Origin of the sequence: Octadecabacter sp. R77987 (genome assembly GCF_042466115.1) — a bacterium.
Classification (GTDB): domain Bacteria; phylum Pseudomonadota; class Alphaproteobacteria; order Rhodobacterales; family Rhodobacteraceae; genus SW4.
In genome coordinates, this window is record NZ_JAXHBQ010000001.1 from 613,567 (window position 1) to 633,237 (window position 19,671).

Sequence of the window (19,671 nt, forward strand, 5' to 3'; positions counted from 1 at the left end):
GTCACTTCGGGCTCGAAGCGGCCATTGCTACTCCGAACCCCCAGCGGGGTCTCACATGCATCATTTACTGCAAGGGGCTGGGCCCGTCAGGACCTCCCTTTTGCCCAAGCGCGTCGGCCTACATGTGGATCACGCGCCCGTAGGCGTCCAGCACGCTTTCATGCATCATTTCCGACAGGGTTGGATGCGGGAAGACGGTGTTCATCAGATCTTCCTCGGTGGTCTCTAGCTGGCGCCCGACGATATAGCCCTGGATCAGTTCGGTAACTTCCGCACCGACCATATGCGCGCCCAGCAATTCGCCGGTTTTCGCATCAAACACTGTTTTGATCATGCCTTCGGATTCGCCCAATGCGATTGCCTTGCCGTTGCCGATGAACGGAAAGCGGCCGACCTTAATGTCATAGCCCAGTTCTTTGGCCTTGGCCTCGGTATAGCCGACGCTGGCGATTTGCGGGTGGCAATAGGTGCACCCTGCGATGCTTTCGGGTTTGACCGGATGGGCATGTTTGCCCGCGATCAGATCGGCAACCATCACGCCTTCGTGGCTGGCCTTGTGCGCCAGCCACGGCGCACCGGCGATATCGCCGATGGCATAAAGCCCGTCCACGCCCGTGCGGCAATACTCATCCGTCACCACATGGCTGCGATCAATCTTGACGCCCAGTTCCTCAAGGCCCAGACCTTCGACATTGCCGACAATGCCAACGGCGGAAATGACCGTATCAAAGTCGATCTTTTCGACCTTGCCGCCGGTTTCGATATGGGCCGTGACCTTGCCCTTGGCGCGATCCAGCTGCTTGACCATGGATTTCTCCATGATTTTCATGCCCTGCTTGACGAACTGCTTTTTGGCAAAGGCGCTGATTTCGGCGTCCTCCACGGGCAGCACGCGGTCCATCACTTCGACCACGGTCGTGTCGGCACCCAGCGTGTTATAAAAACTGGCGAATTCAATGCCAATCGCGCCGGACCCGATGACCAGCAATTTCTTGGGCATGCGCGGCGGTTGCAGGGCGTGGCGGTATGTCCAGACCAGATCGCCGTCCGCCTCCAAGCCCGGCAATTCACGCGCGCGTGCGCCGGTGGCGACAACGATGTTTTTCGCGGTCAATTCTTCAGTGCCCTTGTCGGCCTTGACGCTGACCTTGCCCTTGGCGGGCAGGGTCGCATCGCCCATGAACACGGTGACCTTGTTCTTTTTCATCAGATGGCCGATGCCGCCCGACAACTGCCCCGCAACCCCGCGCGAGCGTTTGACGACGGCGTCCAGATCGTAATCGACGCCGGTGGCTTTCAGGCCGAATTCCTTGGCGCGATGCATCAGGTGGAACACTTCGGAACTGCGCAACATCGCCTTGGTCGGGATACAGCCCCAGTTCAGGCAGATGCCACCCAGATTTTCACGCTCGACAATGGCGACTTTCATCCCCAGTTGCGCGCCGCGAATAGCCGCGACATAGCCCCCCGGACCGGCACCGATAACGATCAGATCGAAATTGCTGGCAGCCATGTGCCCCTCCCTTGGATTGCAAAACTAGTTTGACGTTAAACTAATTCGCAATCGCCTGCCAGTGACCTTAGGGCATGGCAGCTATTTCCTGCGTGCAACCCCAGGTGCCGGCGCATCATCAGCGCGACAGACGGTATTGCGCCCGGCTTCCTTGGCGCGATACAGTGCCTCGTCGGCGCGTTTGAGCAGGGATTGCGGCGTCATTCCGCTGTCGGGAAAGGCAGATACGCCCGCCGAAATGGTAACACGGGGCAGCGGCCCGTCATGATAGCGCACCTGCGTGGCGGCAATCGCCTCGCGCAGGTCTTCGGCCAGTGCAAGCGTGCGCGCCAGATCGGCCTTGGGGACAAGAACGGCAAATTCCTCGCCACCGATGCGGCAGCACACCTCGCCGTCGTTCATCACATCGCGCAGTTTTTCCCCGATCGCGCGCAGCACCATATCGCCCGCGTCATGGCCGTGGTTGTCGTTGAAATTCTTGAACTTGTCCGCATCGAACGACACCAGCCCAAAGCTGCGTTTCTTGCGGTCACAGATCGAGATTTCGCGCCGCATCGCATCCATGAAATAGCGCCGGTTATACAGGCCGGTCAGCGGATCGCGGATGGATTGATCATGCAGTTCATCGCGCAGTTTGACGTTGGCGATGGCCATGGAGATATGTTCGCCGCAGCGCACCGCAAATGTGCCGCTGTCACGCAGATGCCCGGCGTGGTCACTGTCAAAGCGGATGTGCAGCAGGCCGACCGTGTCACCATGGGCGACAATCGGCACGCAGATATATTCGTCAGCGACCGGCGCATCATCGGATTTGGTGTGGTCGCAGGGAAAACACATGCCCTGCGCGTCGTATTCATACGCGCGGCCACGGCGCAGCGCCCAGCAACTGTCGGGCGCGATATGGTCGTGCAACTGGTCGGCGGGCCATGCGCACATGCCATCCAGCACATCACGGCTGTTGGAATAGACATAAAGTTCGCCGGCACTGCCGGGGATCAGTTTGTCCATGAACTTGGTGACGATCATGAACAATTCATCGAGCGATTTGCACGACTGCAACCATTCATCAAGGTTGCCCAGCATCTTGGCCTCGTCCTGGCGGGCGCGTTCGGTGGCCAACACATCCTTGGCGCGGCTTTCGGCCATTTCCGCCGTGATCTTGGCGTTGGCAAGGTCACGGGCGACGCGCCGCGCTTCGGAGACATCGGTGAACGTCACCACATAGCCGCCGCCGCGCGCGGGCCGTGCACTGGAAAGAACCACCCGCCCCGAAGGCAGCACAAGATCAAACGAATAGGGCTGATGCGCCTTGATCCGCGCATCCGAATTTGCGCGGTCTTCATCCGAGATCTGCCCGTGCGACAGGGCCTTGTCGCGAAATTCATCCCGTTCCGTGCCAATGGTCAGGTCATCCCCGCTGATTTCGAGGACATCGAAGATGCGGGTATTGTGCAGTTCGCAAATGCCGTCCTGCGACCAGACAAGAATCCCCTGTTCCATGATGTTCATGATTTCGGTGGCCAGATCGGCATGATCGTCATCGCGCAGATCAAGACCGGCCTGCCACGATGGCACCGGGGCATCTTGGTCAATTCTGTCGTGTTTCACCAGCGCACCTATCCCTAGAACATAGGGGACTTTCGCGCGAAATGCTTGCCGCAAGATTAATCGCAGCCCGCACGCCAGCAGAAAAACAGTTCAAATTGTATGGTCAGGCCGCGGCAGAACTATCCACAGCGCGCAGGGCAGCGGCATAGCCCCCTTCGGCCATCCATTTGGTTTCGGCCGCGGTGCTGGGGCGATCAAGGGCGGCGTTGCGGAACGGAAAACGCCCGAACAGGCGGATCACTTCGCGGTGCGCGCGCGCATGGCGCAGGTTTTCGGCCCCTGCTTCGGACATGCGACTGTGGATCAGGCGCACGGCGCGGTCCTGATCAATCAGGTTTTCGGAATGCACCAGCGGCATGTAAAAGAAATGCCGTGCCGGTTCACCGATTTTCAGATCCCAGTCGCGGCTGATCGCAATCTTGGATGCCGCGCGCGCGGATTTGTCGGAACTGAACGCCTCGCCCGCGTCGCGGAACATGTTGCGCGGAAACTGGTCCGTCAGAATGATATATGCAAGGGTGCCAACGGGATAGGTCAGCCACAATCCGCAGGCGCCATCGCGGGCCTCGTGCCAGGTGGGCAGGAATTTATCGCGTATTTCGCTGTCCAGCTCGGCGCCGCCACCATACCAGCCCTTGGGGCCAACCTCGTCAAACCAGTATGTCAGGATGTTCTCAGGTGTGACCATGGAACCTCCTCCCTTCAATAAGCGACCTTGCGTGATGAAAGCGTTGCAGTTTCATGGCTTTGTGACAACCCTTTCAGTTTCCAAAGCCTCGCTCTCCTGTTGCTCTTCGGCGTCAATGTAGATTTCCTGCGCCACCTCGGCGAGGACGGGCGAGGACGTGGGCGAGACCGGCGTATAGGGCACCATGTCCTCGACAGGGGTAGCCGTGGGGCGGCGCGTCATCCGGTAAAGGCCGTAAACCGCCATCGCGCCCATCAGCCCGGTGATCAGCATCCAGAAGGCATGCGGCCCGATCAGCCCCATGCCCCAGCCGATCACCAGTGGCCCCGCAATCGCCCCGACCCCGTTGATAAACAGGAACCCGGCCGAGGCGGCGGCCATATCCTCGTGTTCAAGATAGTCGTTGGCATAGGCGATCAGCAGCGAATAAAGCGGGTTCGATGTTGCCCCCACAAGGCCGGCCCCGATCATCAGCATCACGAATGATCCCGCGCCCAACAGCGCGGCCAGAAACGCGCCAACGGCCCCCACAGCCCCCATCGCGACAATCAGGACACGGCGGTCCATCCGGTCCGACAACCAGCCGATCGGGTATTGCGAGACAAGCGCGCTAATATAGATCACCGACACAAGGATCGACACCTGCGCCACGGTCAGCCCGATTTCGGTGCCGTAAACGGCGACCATGCCAAACTGCGCCGAATAGACGCCGCCCAGCAGGAACATCCCCACGGACGCCAGCGGCGACGCCGCGATCAACTCGCGCAGGTGCATCGGCTTGGTGCTGTCAAAGGCCGGTGTCGGCACCACCGACAGCAGGATTGGCGCAAAGGCCAGCGACACAAGCACCGACGGGATGATGAACAACGTAAAGCCCGACACATCGCCTTGCGAGATGATCGCCTGCGCCGCGACGATCCCGCCCATCTGCACGATCATGTAAACCGACAGGGCCTGCCCGCGTGTTTCATTTGTCGCCGCATTGTTGAGCCAGCTTTCAGCTGTCACATAAACGCCGGAAAAGCAGAACCCGATCAGCACGCGCCCCAATGTCCAGGCCCAAACCTCGGGCAACACAGGGTAAAGGATCAGCACCGCCGAAATCGTCGATCCAAGGGCGGCAAAGACCCGCACATGGCCCACCCGGCGGATCATTTCCGGTGCAAACCGCGACCCGCCCAGAAAACCCACGAAATACGCCGACATGACAAATGACATCTGGAAGGCGCTGAAATTTTCCGCCGCGCCGCGCAGGCCCAGCAAAGTGCCCTGCAAGCCGTTGCCGACCATCAGCATGAACATGCCCAGAAACAACGCCCAGGATGTGCCAAGAACTTTGATCATCTCGTCCCCTTTCGGGCGTCATTTACCCAAGGTTAACTGCGGTTCCCCCCGACCTGTCCCATATCCGCGACATGCCAGCAACCAACAGCGCCCCCTTGGCCTGTTCGCCTTGCCATGTCCACGTTAAATTGCAGTGAATCCGATCACGCTTTTGGCAAAAGCAGCGATGCATCCCCATACGAGAAAAACCGGTAGTTCTGCGCAATGGCATGGGCGTAAATCTCGCGGATGCGCGCGGTGCCCATCAGGGCCGACACAAGCATCATCAAGGTCGATTTGGGCAGGTGGAAATTGGTCATCAACCCGTCCGCGATTCGAAAGCTGAATCCGGGCGTGATGAAAATGTCCGTCGGCCCTTCCCACGGGGCGATACCATCACCCTTTGCCGCGCTTTCGATCAGGCGCAGGGCCGTGGTGCCAACCGGAATGATGCGTCCACCCGATGCACGGGTCGCGTTAATCTCGTCGGCGGCCTGCGCGCTCACATGCCCCCATTCGGAGTGCATCTTGTGATCGGCGATATCGTCCACCTTGACGGGCAGAAACGTCCCCGCCCCCACATGCAGGGTCACATAGGTAAACTGCACGCCCTTGGCAGCCAGCGCATCCAGCATGTCACGGTCCAGATGCAGGGATGCGGTGGGGGCCGCGACCGCCCCCTTATGGCGCGCCCATACGGTTTGATAGTCGGTTTTGTCCGCGTCATCCGCGGCGCGTTTCGCGGCAATATAGGGCGGGAGCGGCATCGCACCCGCATCGGCCAAAGCCGCATCAAAATCATCGCCCGTCAGATTGAAACGCAACAGCCCTTGCCCGTCTTCAACCCCGTCAAGAACGGCGGACAGATCAGGTGAAAACACCACCGTTTCACCAGTTTTCAACTTGCGCAGCGGCTTGATCAGCGCCGCCCAGCAGCCATCCGCGCGCGGCTCAAGCAGGGTCACTTCGATGCGGGCGGTCACGACCCCTTGGGCGGACTCGCGGCTGCGTTCGCCTGACAACCGCGCTGGAATGACCTTGGTGTCATTGAGCACCAGCCGGTCCCCCGCCCCCAGCACATCCACAAGATCACGCACATGCAGATCGCACGTGGCCTCCCCGTCCGCCAGCAACAAACGCGCATCACCGCGCGGTGTCACAGGGCGCGTGGCGATTAAGTCGTCGGGCAATTGGAAATCAAAGTCACTCAGCTTCACGCCGCTCTCCTGTTCAGGCCGCTATTGCCCGACCTGCGGCGGCGGGCGGCGAAAAATCTCGCGGAACATCCCCGGTGTCAGCGCACTGAGGGGATTAACCGCAATACGCGCACTATCGGCAGGGCCGCGCAGGGTAAAGTTAAAGCCGATGAACCCCTCGCCCGGACGGGTCAAAAAGCTGCCGATGCCATTGAGCAAATAGATCGGCGACACAACCCCCTGAAAATCCATGGTGCGATCCGCCATCCGGTAAACCCCGTCCAGCGACAGCCCAAGGCCCGGGCCAACGGCGCTGGATTGCGTGATGATGATCCGGTCGGGGGTGATGCGAAACTGCGCATCCACATTGGAAAAGGCCAACCCCTGCCCGTCCAACTGCTGCAACAGGCCAACCACGCTGATCGCGTTCAGCAATCCGGCCAGGGCCGGCGCATCACGCACCCGCAGGTTTGTCGCGGCCAGCGTGCCGTCATAACTGCCCTCGCCGCCCGCGGGCAGCAATGTCAGGTCCATCGCGCCGCCCTGCGCGTTGCGCAGCAATCCGGCGGCGCGAAACACACCGCCTGCGTCATCGCTGACGATCCGCACAGCCGACCGACCGCGGCGCGGCACAACCGTGCCCTGCACCGCCGCGCCGCCATTCACACGCGCGACAAAGCCGCCGGAAAAGCCGCCCGCGCTGTCAAATTCACCGCGAAAATCGGTCAGGGCAATGCCTTCGGAAATCTGCAATGTCTCAAGCGCGATTTCCATCGGGCCACCCTGCCCGCCGCTGTCCCCAAAATCGGCGTTGCGCAGGTCAAGCACACCGCCCGCCACCATGACCAGCGCAGGCCGCCCCGCGCCGCGCCCGCGCAAGATTATCGGCGCATCCAGCCAGCCCCCCATCTGCACCCGCGAAAACCGCGCCGCGTCCAGCCCGCCATTGGCGCTGATGCTGATCGCACCTGCGGCCTGCAATCCGCCTGCATTGATCGACAGCGACGAAACATCAGGCACCGCGCCAAGGGTGCCCGCAACCCGCAAATCACCGCGGCTGCCGGCCTCCTTGCGCCAGCCAAGGGCGGGCAGTTGCAGCCCAAGCCCGTTAAGCGACGAGGCCAGTTCGAATGCGGGTGCCGTATCGCGCCGCAGATTGATCGTTACATCCGCAGTGGCCGCCCCGCTGATCGTGCCGCGCGGCAGGCCGATGTTGAATTCATCGGCAAAGCGCTGGGACAGTTCCACACTGCCGGTGAGCGTGGATCGCCCGCCGTTGTCGGGGCCAAAGGCCTGTTGCCAGCGCACCGTGGCGGGCACCGCGCCAATGCGCAGCGGGCCGCTGATCGCCATGCCCGCATTGTCGGCCTCAAGCGCAAGTTCGGATGCTGCCAACCGCCGCCCCGGCACCAGCACGCTGCTTTGCACATCCCGCAGGGTCGCGCTGGCGCTATAGATGATTTCTTCGCGCGGGACCCGGCTGCGCAGTGGCAGGTTGATCTGCGCCGCAATCTGCGCGCGTCCGTCCGCAAGGGTCGTTTCCAGACCGGCCTTGCTGATAAACCCGAACGGTTCGTGATCCAGGATCGCAAGGGCCGCCGTAACCGTGCTGGCAATCTGCAAATCCACCTGCGCTGGTGGTTCGGGAATGCGCGCATCAGGAATGATGAACGTCGAACCATCAAGCACCATGCGCCCGCCTTCGGCCGGCGTGACGATACCACGATCCAGCGCCACGCTCAGCGCCGTGCCATCATAGGTCAGCAACCCCTGCCCGCCGGTGATCGGCGGCAAGGCTTTGATATAGCGCAGGTCCAGATCGTCGAATTCGGTGGTGATGCTGACAACGGGCGGTTGGTCGGGCAGCAGGCGAAACGCGGCACGCAGGCCCGAAAAATCCGCGCCCAGCAGGTTGTCATCAAACCATGCGCGGGTGCGCGGGATCATTAGCGCGGGCCAGACCGCCATCAGGCGATCGCGTGACAGGCTGTCCATGGCCCCGTCAAGCGACACCTGCCAGCCGTCGGGCGCGGCCAGAACCTCGCCGCGAAATGTGGCGCGGTGGTTTTCATCCTGCAGGACGGCCTGCCCAAGGGTCAGCGTAAAAGGATCAAGTCGCAAGCGGAAATCCGCAATCGCCGTGCCGACATCGAGCGCCTGTGCGTAAATGCCCGCCGGATTGATCTGCATCTCGCTCAGGCTAAGCTGGGCAAGGATCGCGGCGGGCCACCCATCGGAAAACTCGCGCAGATAGGCGTTGCCCTGCCCCTGAAAGCTGCCCCAGCCCGATTGCACATTGATATAGGAAAAGGTGACTTCGTCGGTGACCGGATCAAAGGTCAGATAGGTGCGCGCCTGATCAAACCGGATCGGACGTGTGGCGTTGGTCGGGCGCAGATCGCCCTGCCCGATTTCCAGCAGGGCATTCAGTGGCCCAAGCGCGCCCTGTTCGTCAATGCTGGCACGCAGTGTCGCGGAAATGGGGGCCTCGATCACCGCCAGCCAACTGAGTGCCGGTGATTGCGTGGCAAGGTCCACCGCCGCCGCATCGGTGATTTCAAGGCTGATATCGGCCGCACTTGACCGGCGCGGGCTGGTATAGCTTAGCGACATGACCGTCACATAAGACCGCCCCGACAACAGCGCGACCTCGCCGCGCAGGGCCGTCTGATCACCCCGCAGATCAAGATCAAGCTGGCCACCGTCCACCGTCCAACTGCGCCCCGCGCGGGCATCGTCGAAATTCACGATCAGCCCGTCCGCCTGCACCCGTTCCAACGCGGCCAGTTCGCTACGATCAAACACCTGATCGAACTCGTCCAGCAAAGCGGTGAGGCTTGCCGCTTCGGTCACGGTCGCCGCCGAACCGCCAAAGGCCACGGCAACGGTGCCATCGCCCGCACGGCGCAGATTGATCTGCGCGCCTTGCAAATGCACTTCCTGGGCCAGAACTTCGCCCCGGATCAACCCACGTGGCGACAACTGCCCTTCAACCTCGGGGAAACGGGCGATGGGGGTGCCATCACCGTCGCGCAGCACCGCATTCGTGAGGCGGATACGCGGATGCAAATCGGTGCCGACCGTAAAGAAAATCTTGCCAAACCGCAGGCTAGCCCCATCCAGCACCTCGGCCACGCGGGCCTCGACGCGGGTCTTGATCCAGGTGGGCGCGGTGATTTCGCGCCCCAGCATCATCACCACACCGATCACACCGAACAGCACCGGTAGCCCTGCCAACAGCACAACCGTGCGCGCGATATGGCGCTTTTTGATCCGCCGTGTGCGCGGCGGATCGTCTGGTGTTTGCGGATCAGTCATGAAAACAGTGCATTGCGGCCTTTGGCGATGTTTATCCCTTTATATTCGCGTGTTGCGACCTAAAACAAAACACGAAACAACATCCCTGCGCAAAGGAGTGCTGAAATGTCCAACCCCACCCTTGAAATCGGCGATATCGCCCCTGCTATCACCCTGCCCCGCGATGGCGGTGATATGGTCGCACTGTCGGACTATGCCGGCCAGAATGTCGTGCTCTATTTCTACCCGCGCGACGACACCCCCGGCTGCACCAAAGAGGCTATCGGCTTTACCGACATGACCGCCGAGTTTGCCGCCGCAAACACAGTGGTGCTGGGCGTGTCCAAGGACAGCGTCAAAAAGCACGACAAATTCCGCGACAAACACAACCTTGGCGTGGCGCTGTTGTCGGACGAAAACGGCGATGTCTGCGAACGCTATGGCGTCTGGGTGGAAAAGAACATGTATGGCAAGACCTATATGGGGATCGAACGCGCGACTTTTCTGATCGACCCGTCGGGCAGGATTGCGCAGGTCTGGCGCAAGGTCAAAGTTCCCGGCCATGTGGATGCGGTGCTGGCGGCGGCGCGCGCGCTTTAGCTTGCGTCTGGTGCGGGATTTGCCGACATAGACCCAACGGAGGGTATCATGACAGGCAAAAACGATCTTGATCCGGCAACCATCGCGGCCCATGGCGGAAGCGGGTTGGTCCCCGACCTCAACATGGCCACGACCTATGCACGCGGCGCTGACTATGCCCTGCTGGACCCGGCCAATGTCTATGCGCGTGACCACAGTGACATCACCCGCCAATGCGAAAGCGTGTTGGCGCAACTGGAACAGGCGGAAACGGCGCTGCTGTTTCCCTCGGGCATGGCGGCGATTGCGGCGGTATTTCGCACGCTGCCTGCGGGGGCCGATATCGTGGCCCAATCGGGTATTTACTGGGGCACGACAGCGTGGTTGCGCGATTTCTGTGCGCGGCGCGACGTGGCCCTGCACGAGGTCGACACGGCTGACCCAGCCCAGCTTGAAACATCAATTGCGGCCCATAAACCGCAGATAACATTCATTGAAACGCCATCGAACCCGTGGCTGAAAACCACAGATATCGTCCGCGCCGCTGACCTGACACATGCCGCTGGCGGCTTGCTGGTCGTCGACTCGACCGCCGCAACACCCATCCTGTCACAGCCCCTGAATCTTGGCGCGGATATCGTCATGCATTCGGCTACCAAGGCGATCAACGGGCATTCCGATGTGCTGGCTGGCGTGCTGGCCACCAACGCGCCCGATGCGCCGATCTGGCAGGCCATCGCCACCGACCGCCACGATGCAGGCGCGGTGATCAACCCCTTTGCTGCGTGGCTGCTGCTGCGCGGGATGCGCACCCTGCCCCTGCGTGTGGCGCGGATGAGCGAAAGTGCCATGACCATCGCCAGCCATTTCGCCGCCCACCCGAAAATCGACGCCGTTTATTACCCCGGCCTGCCCGATCATCCCGGCCATGCAATTGCCGCGCGCCAGATGCATGGCGGCTTTGGCGGGCTGATGTCGATCCTTGTCAAAGGTGATGCGGCGGATGCCCTGCGCGCGACGGGCCGCCTGCAATTGTTCACCCGCGCCACATCGCTGGGGGGTGTCGAAAGCCTTGTGGAACACCGCCATACCATTGAACCGCACACCGGCATCCCGCCCAACCTGCTGCGCCTGTCCATCGGCATCGAGGATGCAGGCGACCTGATCGCTGATCTGGAGCAGGCCCTTGGTTGATCTGCCGCTTGCCGAAATGGCCGTTGCGGTGTTGCGCACGGCGGACGGGCGCGAAAAGACCGCCCTGTCGCGCAAATACGCCGCCCAGTGGCAGGCTGCGCGCGCCGCAGGCGAAACACCGGCCATCGGCGAGGCCACCCCGCCCATGCAGCCCGCACGCCCCGACCAGCCTGCGCTACTGGACCCGCGTGATGTGCCGCGCCGCAAGCCCGGCACACCGGACGGGCGCATCGCCATTTTGCACGCGGTCGCCCATATCGAACTGAACGCCGTGGACCTGCACTGGGACATCATCGCGCGCTTTACCGACACACCGATGCCCATCGGTTTCTATGACGACTGGGTCAAGTCGGCAGACGAAGAATCCAAGCATTTCAACCTGATGTGCGACTGTCTTGAAGCACAAGGCAGCCACTATGGCGCGCTGCCCGCGCACGCGGGCATGTGGCGCGCCGCCGAAGATACGGCAGATGATCTGATGGGGCGGCTGGCGGTTGTGCCGATGGTGCTCGAGGCGCGCGGGCTGGACGTGACGCCGGGCATGATCCGCATTTTCCAGCAGGCCAAGGACCAACAGGCGATTGATGCGCTCAACGTGATTTACGGCGAAGAAGTGCATCACGTGGCTTACGGGTCAAAATGGTTCCATTTCCTGTGCGGGCGGCACGATCTGGACCCGACGGGCGTGTTCCACGACCTTGTGCGCCGCTATTTCCACAGCACCCTCAAGCCGCCATTCAACGAGGAAAAGCGCGCCGAGGCAGGCATTCCGCCCGATTTCTACTGGCCCCTGGCCGGGGAAAGCAAACCGCGCGGTTAACCAATCGGGTCGCTTGCCCCTTGGTCAGTCGGCGCATTTTCGCCCATTGTGCCCGATATCCCACTGGATTCGCGTATTTTTGCGCAAATTTCTTGCAGCAGAGTCCCCACCCCGTTAACACCGTCTGGCATACCCTTGGGCTGGGGGGCTGGTGTGTGCTTTGGGACGGGAACTAAAGGGACAGACACGTGCGATCACGCCTCATTCAAAAGATGCATCGGGCGCTTGAAAAACGCTTTCCCGAAAAGCGGCTATTCTTGCGCTCGGATACGGAAACACGCTTCATTCGCCTGCGCTCGGAAACGCAATTGCTGGCTTGGGCCGGCGGGGCGATCACCCTTGCCTGGACAATCATCGCCACCGCGATCCTGCTGATGGATACCATCGGGGCAGGCAACTTCCGCGCACAGGCCCTGCGCGACCAGATGATCTATGAAGAACGGCTGAACGCCCTGTCGCTGGAACGTGACCGCCGCGCCGACGAGGCATTGGCCGCACAGGAACGCTTCTCGCTCGCGCTTGAACAAATCTCGCTCATGCAGTCGGAACTGCTCACCTCCGAGGACCGCCGCCGCGAAATGGAAACCGGTATCGAAGTCGTGCAGGCCACGTTGCGCCGCGCGATGCAGGAACGCGAAGCCGCCCGCGACGAGGCCGCGACCCTGACAGCCGCCCTTGAAGGTGACGGCACATCAATCGCCGCAATCACCGGCGGCAGCGAAACCGGCGGCACCGTTGATCTGCTGGCCGATGCCCTTGCCACCACCGCCGCCGAACGCGACCTGATCGCAGCGGATGCGCAATTTGCCATCGAACACGCGGCTGAAATGGAACTCGCCCTGCGCCTTCTTGAAGAAAAGAACGACGCGATTTTCCGCCAGCTCGAAGAAGCCATGACCGTGTCGGTTGAACCGCTTGACCGGATGTTCCGCGCGGCTGGCCTGAACCCCGATGATCTGCTGGCTGCCGCGCGCCGTGGCTATTCGGGCACCGGTGGGCCGCTGATGCCGTTCCAGTTTTCCACCCGTGGCGGCGACAACGATCCCGAAACCGAACGGGCCAATGCGATCCTTGGCGGGCTTGACCGTATCAACCTTTATCGCATTGCCGCCGAACGCGCGCCATTTGATATTCCGGTGCGGGACAACTACCGCTTTACCTCCGGCTTTGGCCAGCGCTGGGGCCGGATGCACAACGGCACCGATTTTGCAGCCCCCATCGGCACGCCGATTTATGCCCCCGCTGACGGTGTTGTGACTTTCGCAGGCTGGTCTTCGGGCTATGGTCGCATGGTCAAGATCCAGCACGAGTTCGGGATCGAGACGCGCTATGCCCACCAGAACCGGATTCGCGTGCAAGTCGGACAAAGAGTCTCGCGCGGGGACCGGATTGGTGATATTGGCAATTCTGGACGGTCAACTGGCCCGCACCTGCACTATGAAATCCGCGTAGGCGGACGCCCCGTAAACCCGATGATCTATATAAGAGCTGGACAAGATGTTTTCTAAAAGCAAAATCAACGAGCCGGGCCCAAGCGCCGGTGACACAAAAACACCATCGACGGATGCGGCAAAATCCGCAACGCCAAGCAGCGCGCCGTCGACGGAATTCAAGCCATCCGCGCCCAAGGCCAAGCCGCCTGCGTCGATCCTGTCAACGGATCTGCACATCAAGGGCAACCTGAAAACCAGTGGTGACATCAACATCGAAGGTCAGGTTGACGGCGACATCCGCGCCCACCTGCTGACCATCGGCGAAGGCGCAACCGTCAAGGGCGAATGCATTGCCGACGATGTGGTCGTGAACGGCCGCATCATTGGCACCGTGCGCGGCCTCAAGGTGCGTCTGACATCATCCGCGCGGGTCGAGGGTGACATCATCCACAAGACCATCGCCATTGAATCAGGCGCCCACTTTGAAGGGTCGGTGCAACGTCAGGACGATCCGCTGAACAAGACCGATGGCAAGACCCCCGCAAAGCCCGCGGACAAGGCCTAGGCGACCGACGACATTACCCAAAGGGCGCCCGAGCAATCGCGGCGCCTTTTTTGTGAGGGTTGCGCGATGATCCAACTTGGACCTGACATCTGGACTGCGCTTGGGCCGCACCAAAGCACGCTTGGTTTTCACTATCCAACCCGCATGGTGGTGATCCGCCTGGCTGATGGCGGGCTGTTTGTCTGGTCACCCATAGCCTTGACGCCCGCGTTGCAAAGCGCCGTGGATGCCCTTGGCCCCGTGCGCCATCTGATCGCCCCGAACACGCTGCACCATATGTCGCTGGGCGACTGGCAAGCGGCCTATCCCCACGCGTGCACCCATGGCGCGCCGGGGCTGCCGGCCAAGCGCAGCGATCTGGTGTTTGACGATGCACTGAACGACACGCCCTGCCCTGACTGGGCCGATCAGATTGACCAATGCGTTTTGCAAGGCAATGCGATCACGACCGAGGTCGTGTTTTTTCATCGCGCCAGCGCCACGGTTCTTTTCACCGATCTGATCCAGCATTTCCCGCGTGACTGGTTCTCGGGCTGGCGCGCGGTTGTTGCCCGTCTTGATCTGATGACAGCGCCCGAACCCAGCGTGCCGCGCAAGTTCCGCTTGGCCTTTCGCGATCGTGGCGCGGCGCGCGCGGCCCTTGCAACAATTACCACATGGCCCGCAAACACGCTTGTCATGGCGCATGGTGCACCCGTCAAGGATGCGCAGGCTGTTATCAAACGCGCATTTGGCTGGCTTTAGACCCGATCACACAGCGCGCGCCGGTAAAGGTGCCATGTGGCATGGCCCAACACCGGCAGCACGATCACCAGCCCCAGAAACATCGGCGCAAGGGCAATCAGTGACAGCACCGCGATGATCCCGGCCCAGACCAGCATCACCAGCAGGTTCGCTTGCACGGTGCGAAAGCTCAGGATCATGGCGCTGATGAAATCGATCTCTTTTTCCAGCACCAGTGGCAGGCTGACCACCGTGATCGAAAACAGCAGGAACGCCAGCACCGCACCCACGCCCAGTTCCACCGCGATCATGGTCAATCCGTTGGGTGTCAGAAACGCCTCCCAGCTTTGGCTGACGTTCGTCATGGTCGACAGCCCCATGAACAGGGCAAAAATCATGTGCGCAAGGAAGGTCCAGAACAGGAAATAGAACACGATGATCGCCCCGATCCACGGCACCTGGCGTGTGCGTTCGTTCCAGACCACACCCAGAACATCGCGCCAGTGCAGCGGTTGATCGGTCTCAAGACGGCGGCTGACCTCGTAAAGACCCACGGCGGCAAAGGGGGCGGCCAGCGGGAATCCCAGCGACGTGGCCAGCGTCCATGTCACATGCCCGGCCCCCAGCCACAGCATGAAAAACCCGCCCAGCACATAGACCGCGCTAAAGAACAGCCCGAATTGCGGCGCACGACGGAAATCATACATCCCCGCCTTGAGGACCACCCAAAGCTCGGACAGGGTCACTTGCCCGATATCGGGCAGTGGCGATGCGGCGATGTGGTCGCTGGCGTCGGACATGATATTCCCCTTTCGGAATATTTCGCCAGTGCCGCGGCCTCAAGTCAAGCATTAGTCCTTGGCGATAGGCTCTTGGCACGGAATCAAACCGCAGGCGCCCTGCCGCGTTCAGGCTCAAGACGGGAGATTGGTGGCTTGATTCCGGGCGTGGTTAGTCCTCAGCCGTGGCCTCGGCGCGGCTTTTGCCGCTCACATCCATCGCCAATGTCGCGGCCATGAAGGCATCCAGATCACCATCCAGCACGCCGGATGTATCGCTGGTTTCATAGCGGGTGCGCAGGTCTTTGACCATTTGATAGGGCTGCAAGACATACGAGCGGATCTGGTTGCCCCAGCCTGCATCGCCCGCATTTTCGTGCGCTTCGTTCACGAGCGCGGACCGTTTATCTAGCTCGATCTGATAGAGCCGCGATTTCAGCGCCTTCATGGCGATATCGCGGTTCTGGTGTTGCGACTTTTCCGAACTGGTCACGACGATGCCGGTGGGCGCGTGGGTGATCCGCACGGCCGAATCCGTGGTGTTGACGTGCTGCCCGCCTGCCCCGCTGGACCGGTAGGTGTCGATGCGGATATCAGCCGGATTCACCTCGATTTCGATGTTGTCATCGACCACCGGATAAACCTTGACGGAAGTAAAGGACGTGTGGCGCTTGGCGGCACTATCGAACGGGCTGATCCGCACCAGACGGTGCACGCCGCTTTCCGATTTCAACCAGCCATAGGCATTCGCCCCGCTGATCTTGTAAGAGGCCGATTTGATCCCTGCTTCGTCACCGGGGCTTTCGGATTGCAATTCAACCTTGTACCCCTTCTTTTCGGCCCAGCGGACATACATCCGCGCCAGCATATTGGCCCAGTCGCAGCTTTCGGTGCCACCGGCACCTGCGTTGATCTCGAGGAAGGTGTCATTGCCATCGGCCTCGCCGTCCAGCAGCGCCTCAAGTTCCTTGGTGGCAGCGGTTTTGGCCAGCTTGGCCAGCGCTTCTTCGGCCTCGGTCACGACCTCTTGGTCGTCCTCCATCTCGCCCAACTCGATCATATCAACCTGATCGGTCTTTTCCTGCGCAATGGTTTCAAAGGTCGCAATCGCATCAACCAGCATCTGCCGGTCGCGCATCAGCTTTTGCGCCGCGGCCGGATCGTCCCACAGGGTCGGGTCTTCGACGCGGGCATTGAATTCTTCCAGCCGGTGTTTCGCCGTGTCCCAATCCATCCGCTGTTTCAGCAGATCAAGGGACTTGTCGATCGCGGCAACGATGTTTTGCGTCTCGGCGCGCATGGGCTTGGTCTTTCCAGCAATGGGGTCGGGATGGGTGATAGCCCGCCCGCGTGGGACGGGCAAGCGGCCTAGTAAAGCCCGCCTGACGACAGCGTGCCAAAGGTTGCCTGCGGCCCCACCGTGGCTGTGCCGCCGGTTGATGTGGTGACTTCACGCGCGGACCGCACTTCGTCAAACAGGGGCAAATCACCGGCCATGGCGAAACCACCGTCAAAGGTGATGCCAAACACCGGCTCTTCGCCCGTGCGGAAACATTCGGCCACGACATTGTCGCCGCTGGCCCCGTCAGGCAGACGCGCACCGCTGAAACGGTCGATATTGATGAACTGGCATTCTTCGGGGACGTCGAAATTCCCGCCGCCATAGCGCTGGATCGCCTGTTGCATAAAGCTATTGAAGACGGGGCCGCACATGCCACCACCCGATGCCCCGCGCCCCATGCTGCGCGGCGTGTCGTAACCGATATAGCAACCGGCAACGATGTTGGAAGAAAAGCCAACAAACCACACGTCCTTGCCATCGTTGGTGGTGCCTGTTTTACCAGCAATCGGCACGGGCAGGTTGACGCTGCTGCGCGCCGTGCCGCGTTCGACAACGCCGCGCATCATGCTGGTCAGCTGATAGGCGGTGACGGCGTTCATCACCCGTTCGCGGTCTGACACAATCGCGGGCGCGCGGCCCGGTTCCAAAAGGACCGAGTTGCAATCGTTACAGACCCGCTGGTCGTGCTGATAGACGGTTGCGCCGTAGCGGTCCTGCACGCGGTCAACCAGCGTGGGTTCCACCCTCTCGCCACCATTGGCAAACATCGCATAGGCCGCGACCATGCGGAACAGCGTGGTTTCCTCGGACCCCAAGGATGCGGACAGATAGGCGTTCATGTTGTCGTAAACGCCAAAGCGTTCGGCATAATCGGCAATCACATCCATACCGACCTCCTGGGCCAGTCGCACGGTCATGACGTTGCGCGACTGTTCGATCCCAGTGCGCAAAGGCGTCGGGCCATAAAACCGGTCAGAGGCGTTCATCGGACGCCAGATTTCGCCGCCTGCGCGCACTTCGATGGGCGCATCCACGACGATGGTCGCGGGGGTGTAACCACTGTCCAATGCGGCGGCATAGACGAAGGGTTTGAACGACGATCCGGGCTGGCGATAGGCCTGCGTGGCGCGGTTCAGCTCTGAATGCTGGAACGAAAAGCCGCCCTGCATGGCAATCACGCGCCCTGTGTTCACGTCCATCGCCATAAAGCCGCCCTGCACTTCGGGCACCTGGCGCAGGGTCCAGCGAATAAAGCTGCCATCACTGTCAGCAGTCATCTTGCGCACATGGACAACATCACCAATCTCGAAATTCTCGGCGAAACTGCCACGCATCCATTCGATGTCACGGCGCGGCACAACCTGTTCGGGCTCGTCCGCGCCGATATCTTCGATCCCAAGGCGCAACTGTTCGTCACCGACCTCAAGCACAACAGCCGGATACCACTGGTTTTCCAGATGGATATCGCGGGCGATGCGCACGGACCGCAGTGCCGCGCGCCAGCTTTCTTCACTGCCCAATTCGTCGACGGGAATCGTCAGACCGGTGCCACGCCAGCGCCCGACCCCACGGTCAAACTGTTCCAGCGCGCGGCGCAGGGCTTCGGTTGCGACCTCTTGCATGTCGGGTTCCACGGTGGCGCGGATCGAATACCCGGCAGTGGTGAAGTAATCGGAATCAACGCCCAGTTCCGACACGATCTGGCGGCGCACCTGATCGGTAAAATAGTCGCGCGGTGGCACCGTAGAGCGGAAACTGGGGAAATCGCCGCCCTGCACGGTGCGCAGCGGATCGGCCAGCGCCTCGGCCAATTGGGCATCGTCGATATAACCGTTTTCGTGCATTTCCTCGAGGATGAAGGCGCGCCGTTCCAGCGCCGCCTCGCGGTTACGCACGGGGTGATAGCTATAGGGCGCCTTGGGGTGGACGGCCAGAAATGCGGCTTCGGCAATGGTCAGTTGCGCTAGCGGTTTATTGAAATAGCTTTGCGCGGCGGCCGTTACACCAAAACTACGCACGCCAAGGTCGATTTCGTTCAAATATAGCTCAAGGATGCGTTCCTTGGGCATGGATTCTTCGATCCGCGCGGCCAGAATGATTTCCTGAATCTTGCGTTCTGCGGTGCGGGACCCGTCCAGCAGGAAGTTCTTCATCACCTGCTGCGTGATTGTCGAAGCCCCGCGCAACTCGCGCCCGCCCGAGCGAACCGCATCATAAAGCGCACCCGCCATACCGCGCACATCATAGCCGGCGTGTTCATAAAAATTCTTGTCCTCGGCGGAAATGAACGCCTGTTTGACAATGTCGGGTATTTCCTCGGCCGGGCTGAACAGACGGCGTTCGGTGGCGAATTCGTCGATGATTTCGCCCTCGCCCGAATAGATCCGGCTGATGGTCTTGGGGGTATAGTTGGCCAAAGTCTCGTATGTCGGCAAGTCACGGCCATACATATAGAAAATCGCGCCAAGCGTCAGGGCGCCCATGGCCAGGCCAAGGGTGAGCATCGAAAAGATACCGCCCAGAACAGACATGATAAAGCGTAGCACTGCGCGCGCCCCCGTGATTTCACCTGCTTATATGGGCAAGCGGCAGGATGGTCAAAAGCCCAAAG

At 61.2% G+C, this 19,671-nt stretch carries 15 protein-coding genes; 6 read left to right on the plus strand and 9 right to left on the minus strand.

Translation table 11 applies throughout. From position 1 onward, the window contains the following. Nucleotides 1–118 precede the first annotated feature (118 nt). From lpdA to SJY21_RS03105, 6 genes are all read right to left on the minus strand, one after another. Nucleotides 119–1,513, minus strand: a complete 1,395-nt coding sequence (gene lpdA, locus SJY21_RS03080; RefSeq protein ID WP_377506037.1) for a dihydrolipoyl dehydrogenase — start codon at nucleotides 1,511–1,513, stop codon at nucleotides 119–121. An 81-nt stretch (nucleotides 1,514–1,594) separates the two neighbouring features. After that, nucleotides 1,595–3,121 (minus strand): diguanylate cyclase, encoded by a 1,527-nt coding sequence (locus SJY21_RS03085; RefSeq protein ID WP_377506040.1) that lies wholly within the window; start codon nucleotides 3,119–3,121, stop codon nucleotides 1,595–1,597. 103 nt (nucleotides 3,122–3,224) lie between these two features. Then, entirely contained in the window at nucleotides 3,225–3,809 is a 585-nt protein-coding gene (locus SJY21_RS03090) for a DUF924 family protein (RefSeq protein ID WP_377506043.1), read from the minus strand. 51 nt (nucleotides 3,810–3,860) lie between these two features. Continuing rightward, on the minus strand, nucleotides 3,861–5,153 hold the full coding sequence (locus tag SJY21_RS03095) for an MFS transporter (protein ID WP_377506046.1): 1,293 nt from the start codon (nucleotides 5,151–5,153) through the stop codon (nucleotides 3,861–3,863). Nucleotides 5,154–5,296: 143 nt separating this feature from the next. After that, nucleotides 5,297–6,349 carry a tRNA preQ1(34) S-adenosylmethionine ribosyltransferase-isomerase QueA gene (gene queA, locus SJY21_RS03100; RefSeq protein WP_377506048.1) on the minus strand — a complete coding sequence of 351 codons (1,053 nt, stop codon included), beginning with the start codon at nucleotides 6,347–6,349 and terminating at the stop codon, nucleotides 5,297–5,299. Between the two features lie 21 nt (nucleotides 6,350–6,370). Further along, a complete protein-coding gene (locus SJY21_RS03105) occupies nucleotides 6,371–9,646 on the minus strand; it encodes a DUF3971 domain-containing protein (protein ID WP_377506050.1) in 3,276 nt (1,091 codons plus the stop codon). A gap of 105 nt (nucleotides 9,647–9,751) precedes the next feature. Between SJY21_RS03105 and bcp the strand changes: the two genes are divergently transcribed. The 6 genes from bcp (at nucleotide 9,752) to SJY21_RS03135 (ending at nucleotide 14,960) form a co-directional block, all read left to right on the plus strand. After that, nucleotides 9,752–10,225: a thioredoxin-dependent thiol peroxidase gene (bcp, locus tag SJY21_RS03110; protein ID WP_377506053.1), complete on the plus strand. Its 474-nt coding sequence runs from the start codon at nucleotides 9,752–9,754 to the stop codon at nucleotides 10,223–10,225. Nucleotides 10,226–10,273: 48 nt separating this feature from the next. Beyond that, a complete protein-coding gene (locus SJY21_RS03115) occupies nucleotides 10,274–11,398 on the plus strand; it encodes a trans-sulfuration enzyme family protein (RefSeq protein ID WP_377506056.1) in 1,125 nt (374 codons plus the stop codon). 16 nt (nucleotides 11,399–11,414) lie between these two features. Continuing rightward, complete coding sequence (locus tag SJY21_RS03120) at nucleotides 11,415–12,218, plus strand: ferritin-like domain-containing protein (RefSeq protein WP_377513130.1); 804 nt, start codon at nucleotides 11,415–11,417, stop codon at nucleotides 12,216–12,218. 188 nt (nucleotides 12,219–12,406) lie between these two features. Continuing rightward, nucleotides 12,407–13,726 carry a DUF5930 domain-containing protein gene (locus SJY21_RS03125; RefSeq protein ID WP_377506059.1) on the plus strand — a complete coding sequence of 440 codons (1,320 nt, stop codon included), beginning with the start codon at nucleotides 12,407–12,409 and terminating at the stop codon, nucleotides 13,724–13,726. Then, complete coding sequence (locus SJY21_RS03130; RefSeq protein WP_377506062.1) at nucleotides 13,716–14,216, plus strand: polymer-forming cytoskeletal protein; 501 nt, start codon at nucleotides 13,716–13,718, stop codon at nucleotides 14,214–14,216. The genes SJY21_RS03125 and SJY21_RS03130 overlap by 11 nt, the downstream gene beginning before the upstream one ends. Nucleotides 14,217–14,282: 66 nt before the next feature. Continuing rightward, complete coding sequence (locus SJY21_RS03135; RefSeq protein ID WP_377506065.1) at nucleotides 14,283–14,960, plus strand: DUF4336 domain-containing protein; 678 nt, start codon at nucleotides 14,283–14,285, stop codon at nucleotides 14,958–14,960. Here the strand turns inward: SJY21_RS03135 and SJY21_RS03140 are convergent. From SJY21_RS03140 to SJY21_RS03150, 3 genes are all read right to left on the minus strand, one after another. After that, the gene (locus tag SJY21_RS03140) at nucleotides 14,957–15,739 is read right to left on the minus strand and encodes a DUF2189 domain-containing protein (protein ID WP_377506068.1); all 783 of its coding nucleotides are present in this window, start codon (nucleotides 15,737–15,739) and stop codon (nucleotides 14,957–14,959) included. The two genes, SJY21_RS03135 and SJY21_RS03140, sit on opposite strands and share 4 nt — an antisense overlap. A 151-nt stretch (nucleotides 15,740–15,890) precedes the next feature. Continuing rightward, nucleotides 15,891–17,018: a peptide chain release factor 2 gene (gene prfB / locus SJY21_RS03145; protein WP_377506071.1), complete on the minus strand. Its 1,128-nt coding sequence runs from the start codon at nucleotides 17,016–17,018 to the stop codon at nucleotides 15,891–15,893. Nucleotides 17,019–17,086: 68 nt separating this feature from the next. Next, nucleotides 17,087–19,606 carry a penicillin-binding protein 1A gene (locus SJY21_RS03150; protein WP_377506074.1) on the minus strand — a complete coding sequence of 840 codons (2,520 nt, stop codon included), beginning with the start codon at nucleotides 19,604–19,606 and terminating at the stop codon, nucleotides 17,087–17,089. Nucleotides 19,607–19,671 lie beyond the last annotated feature (65 nt).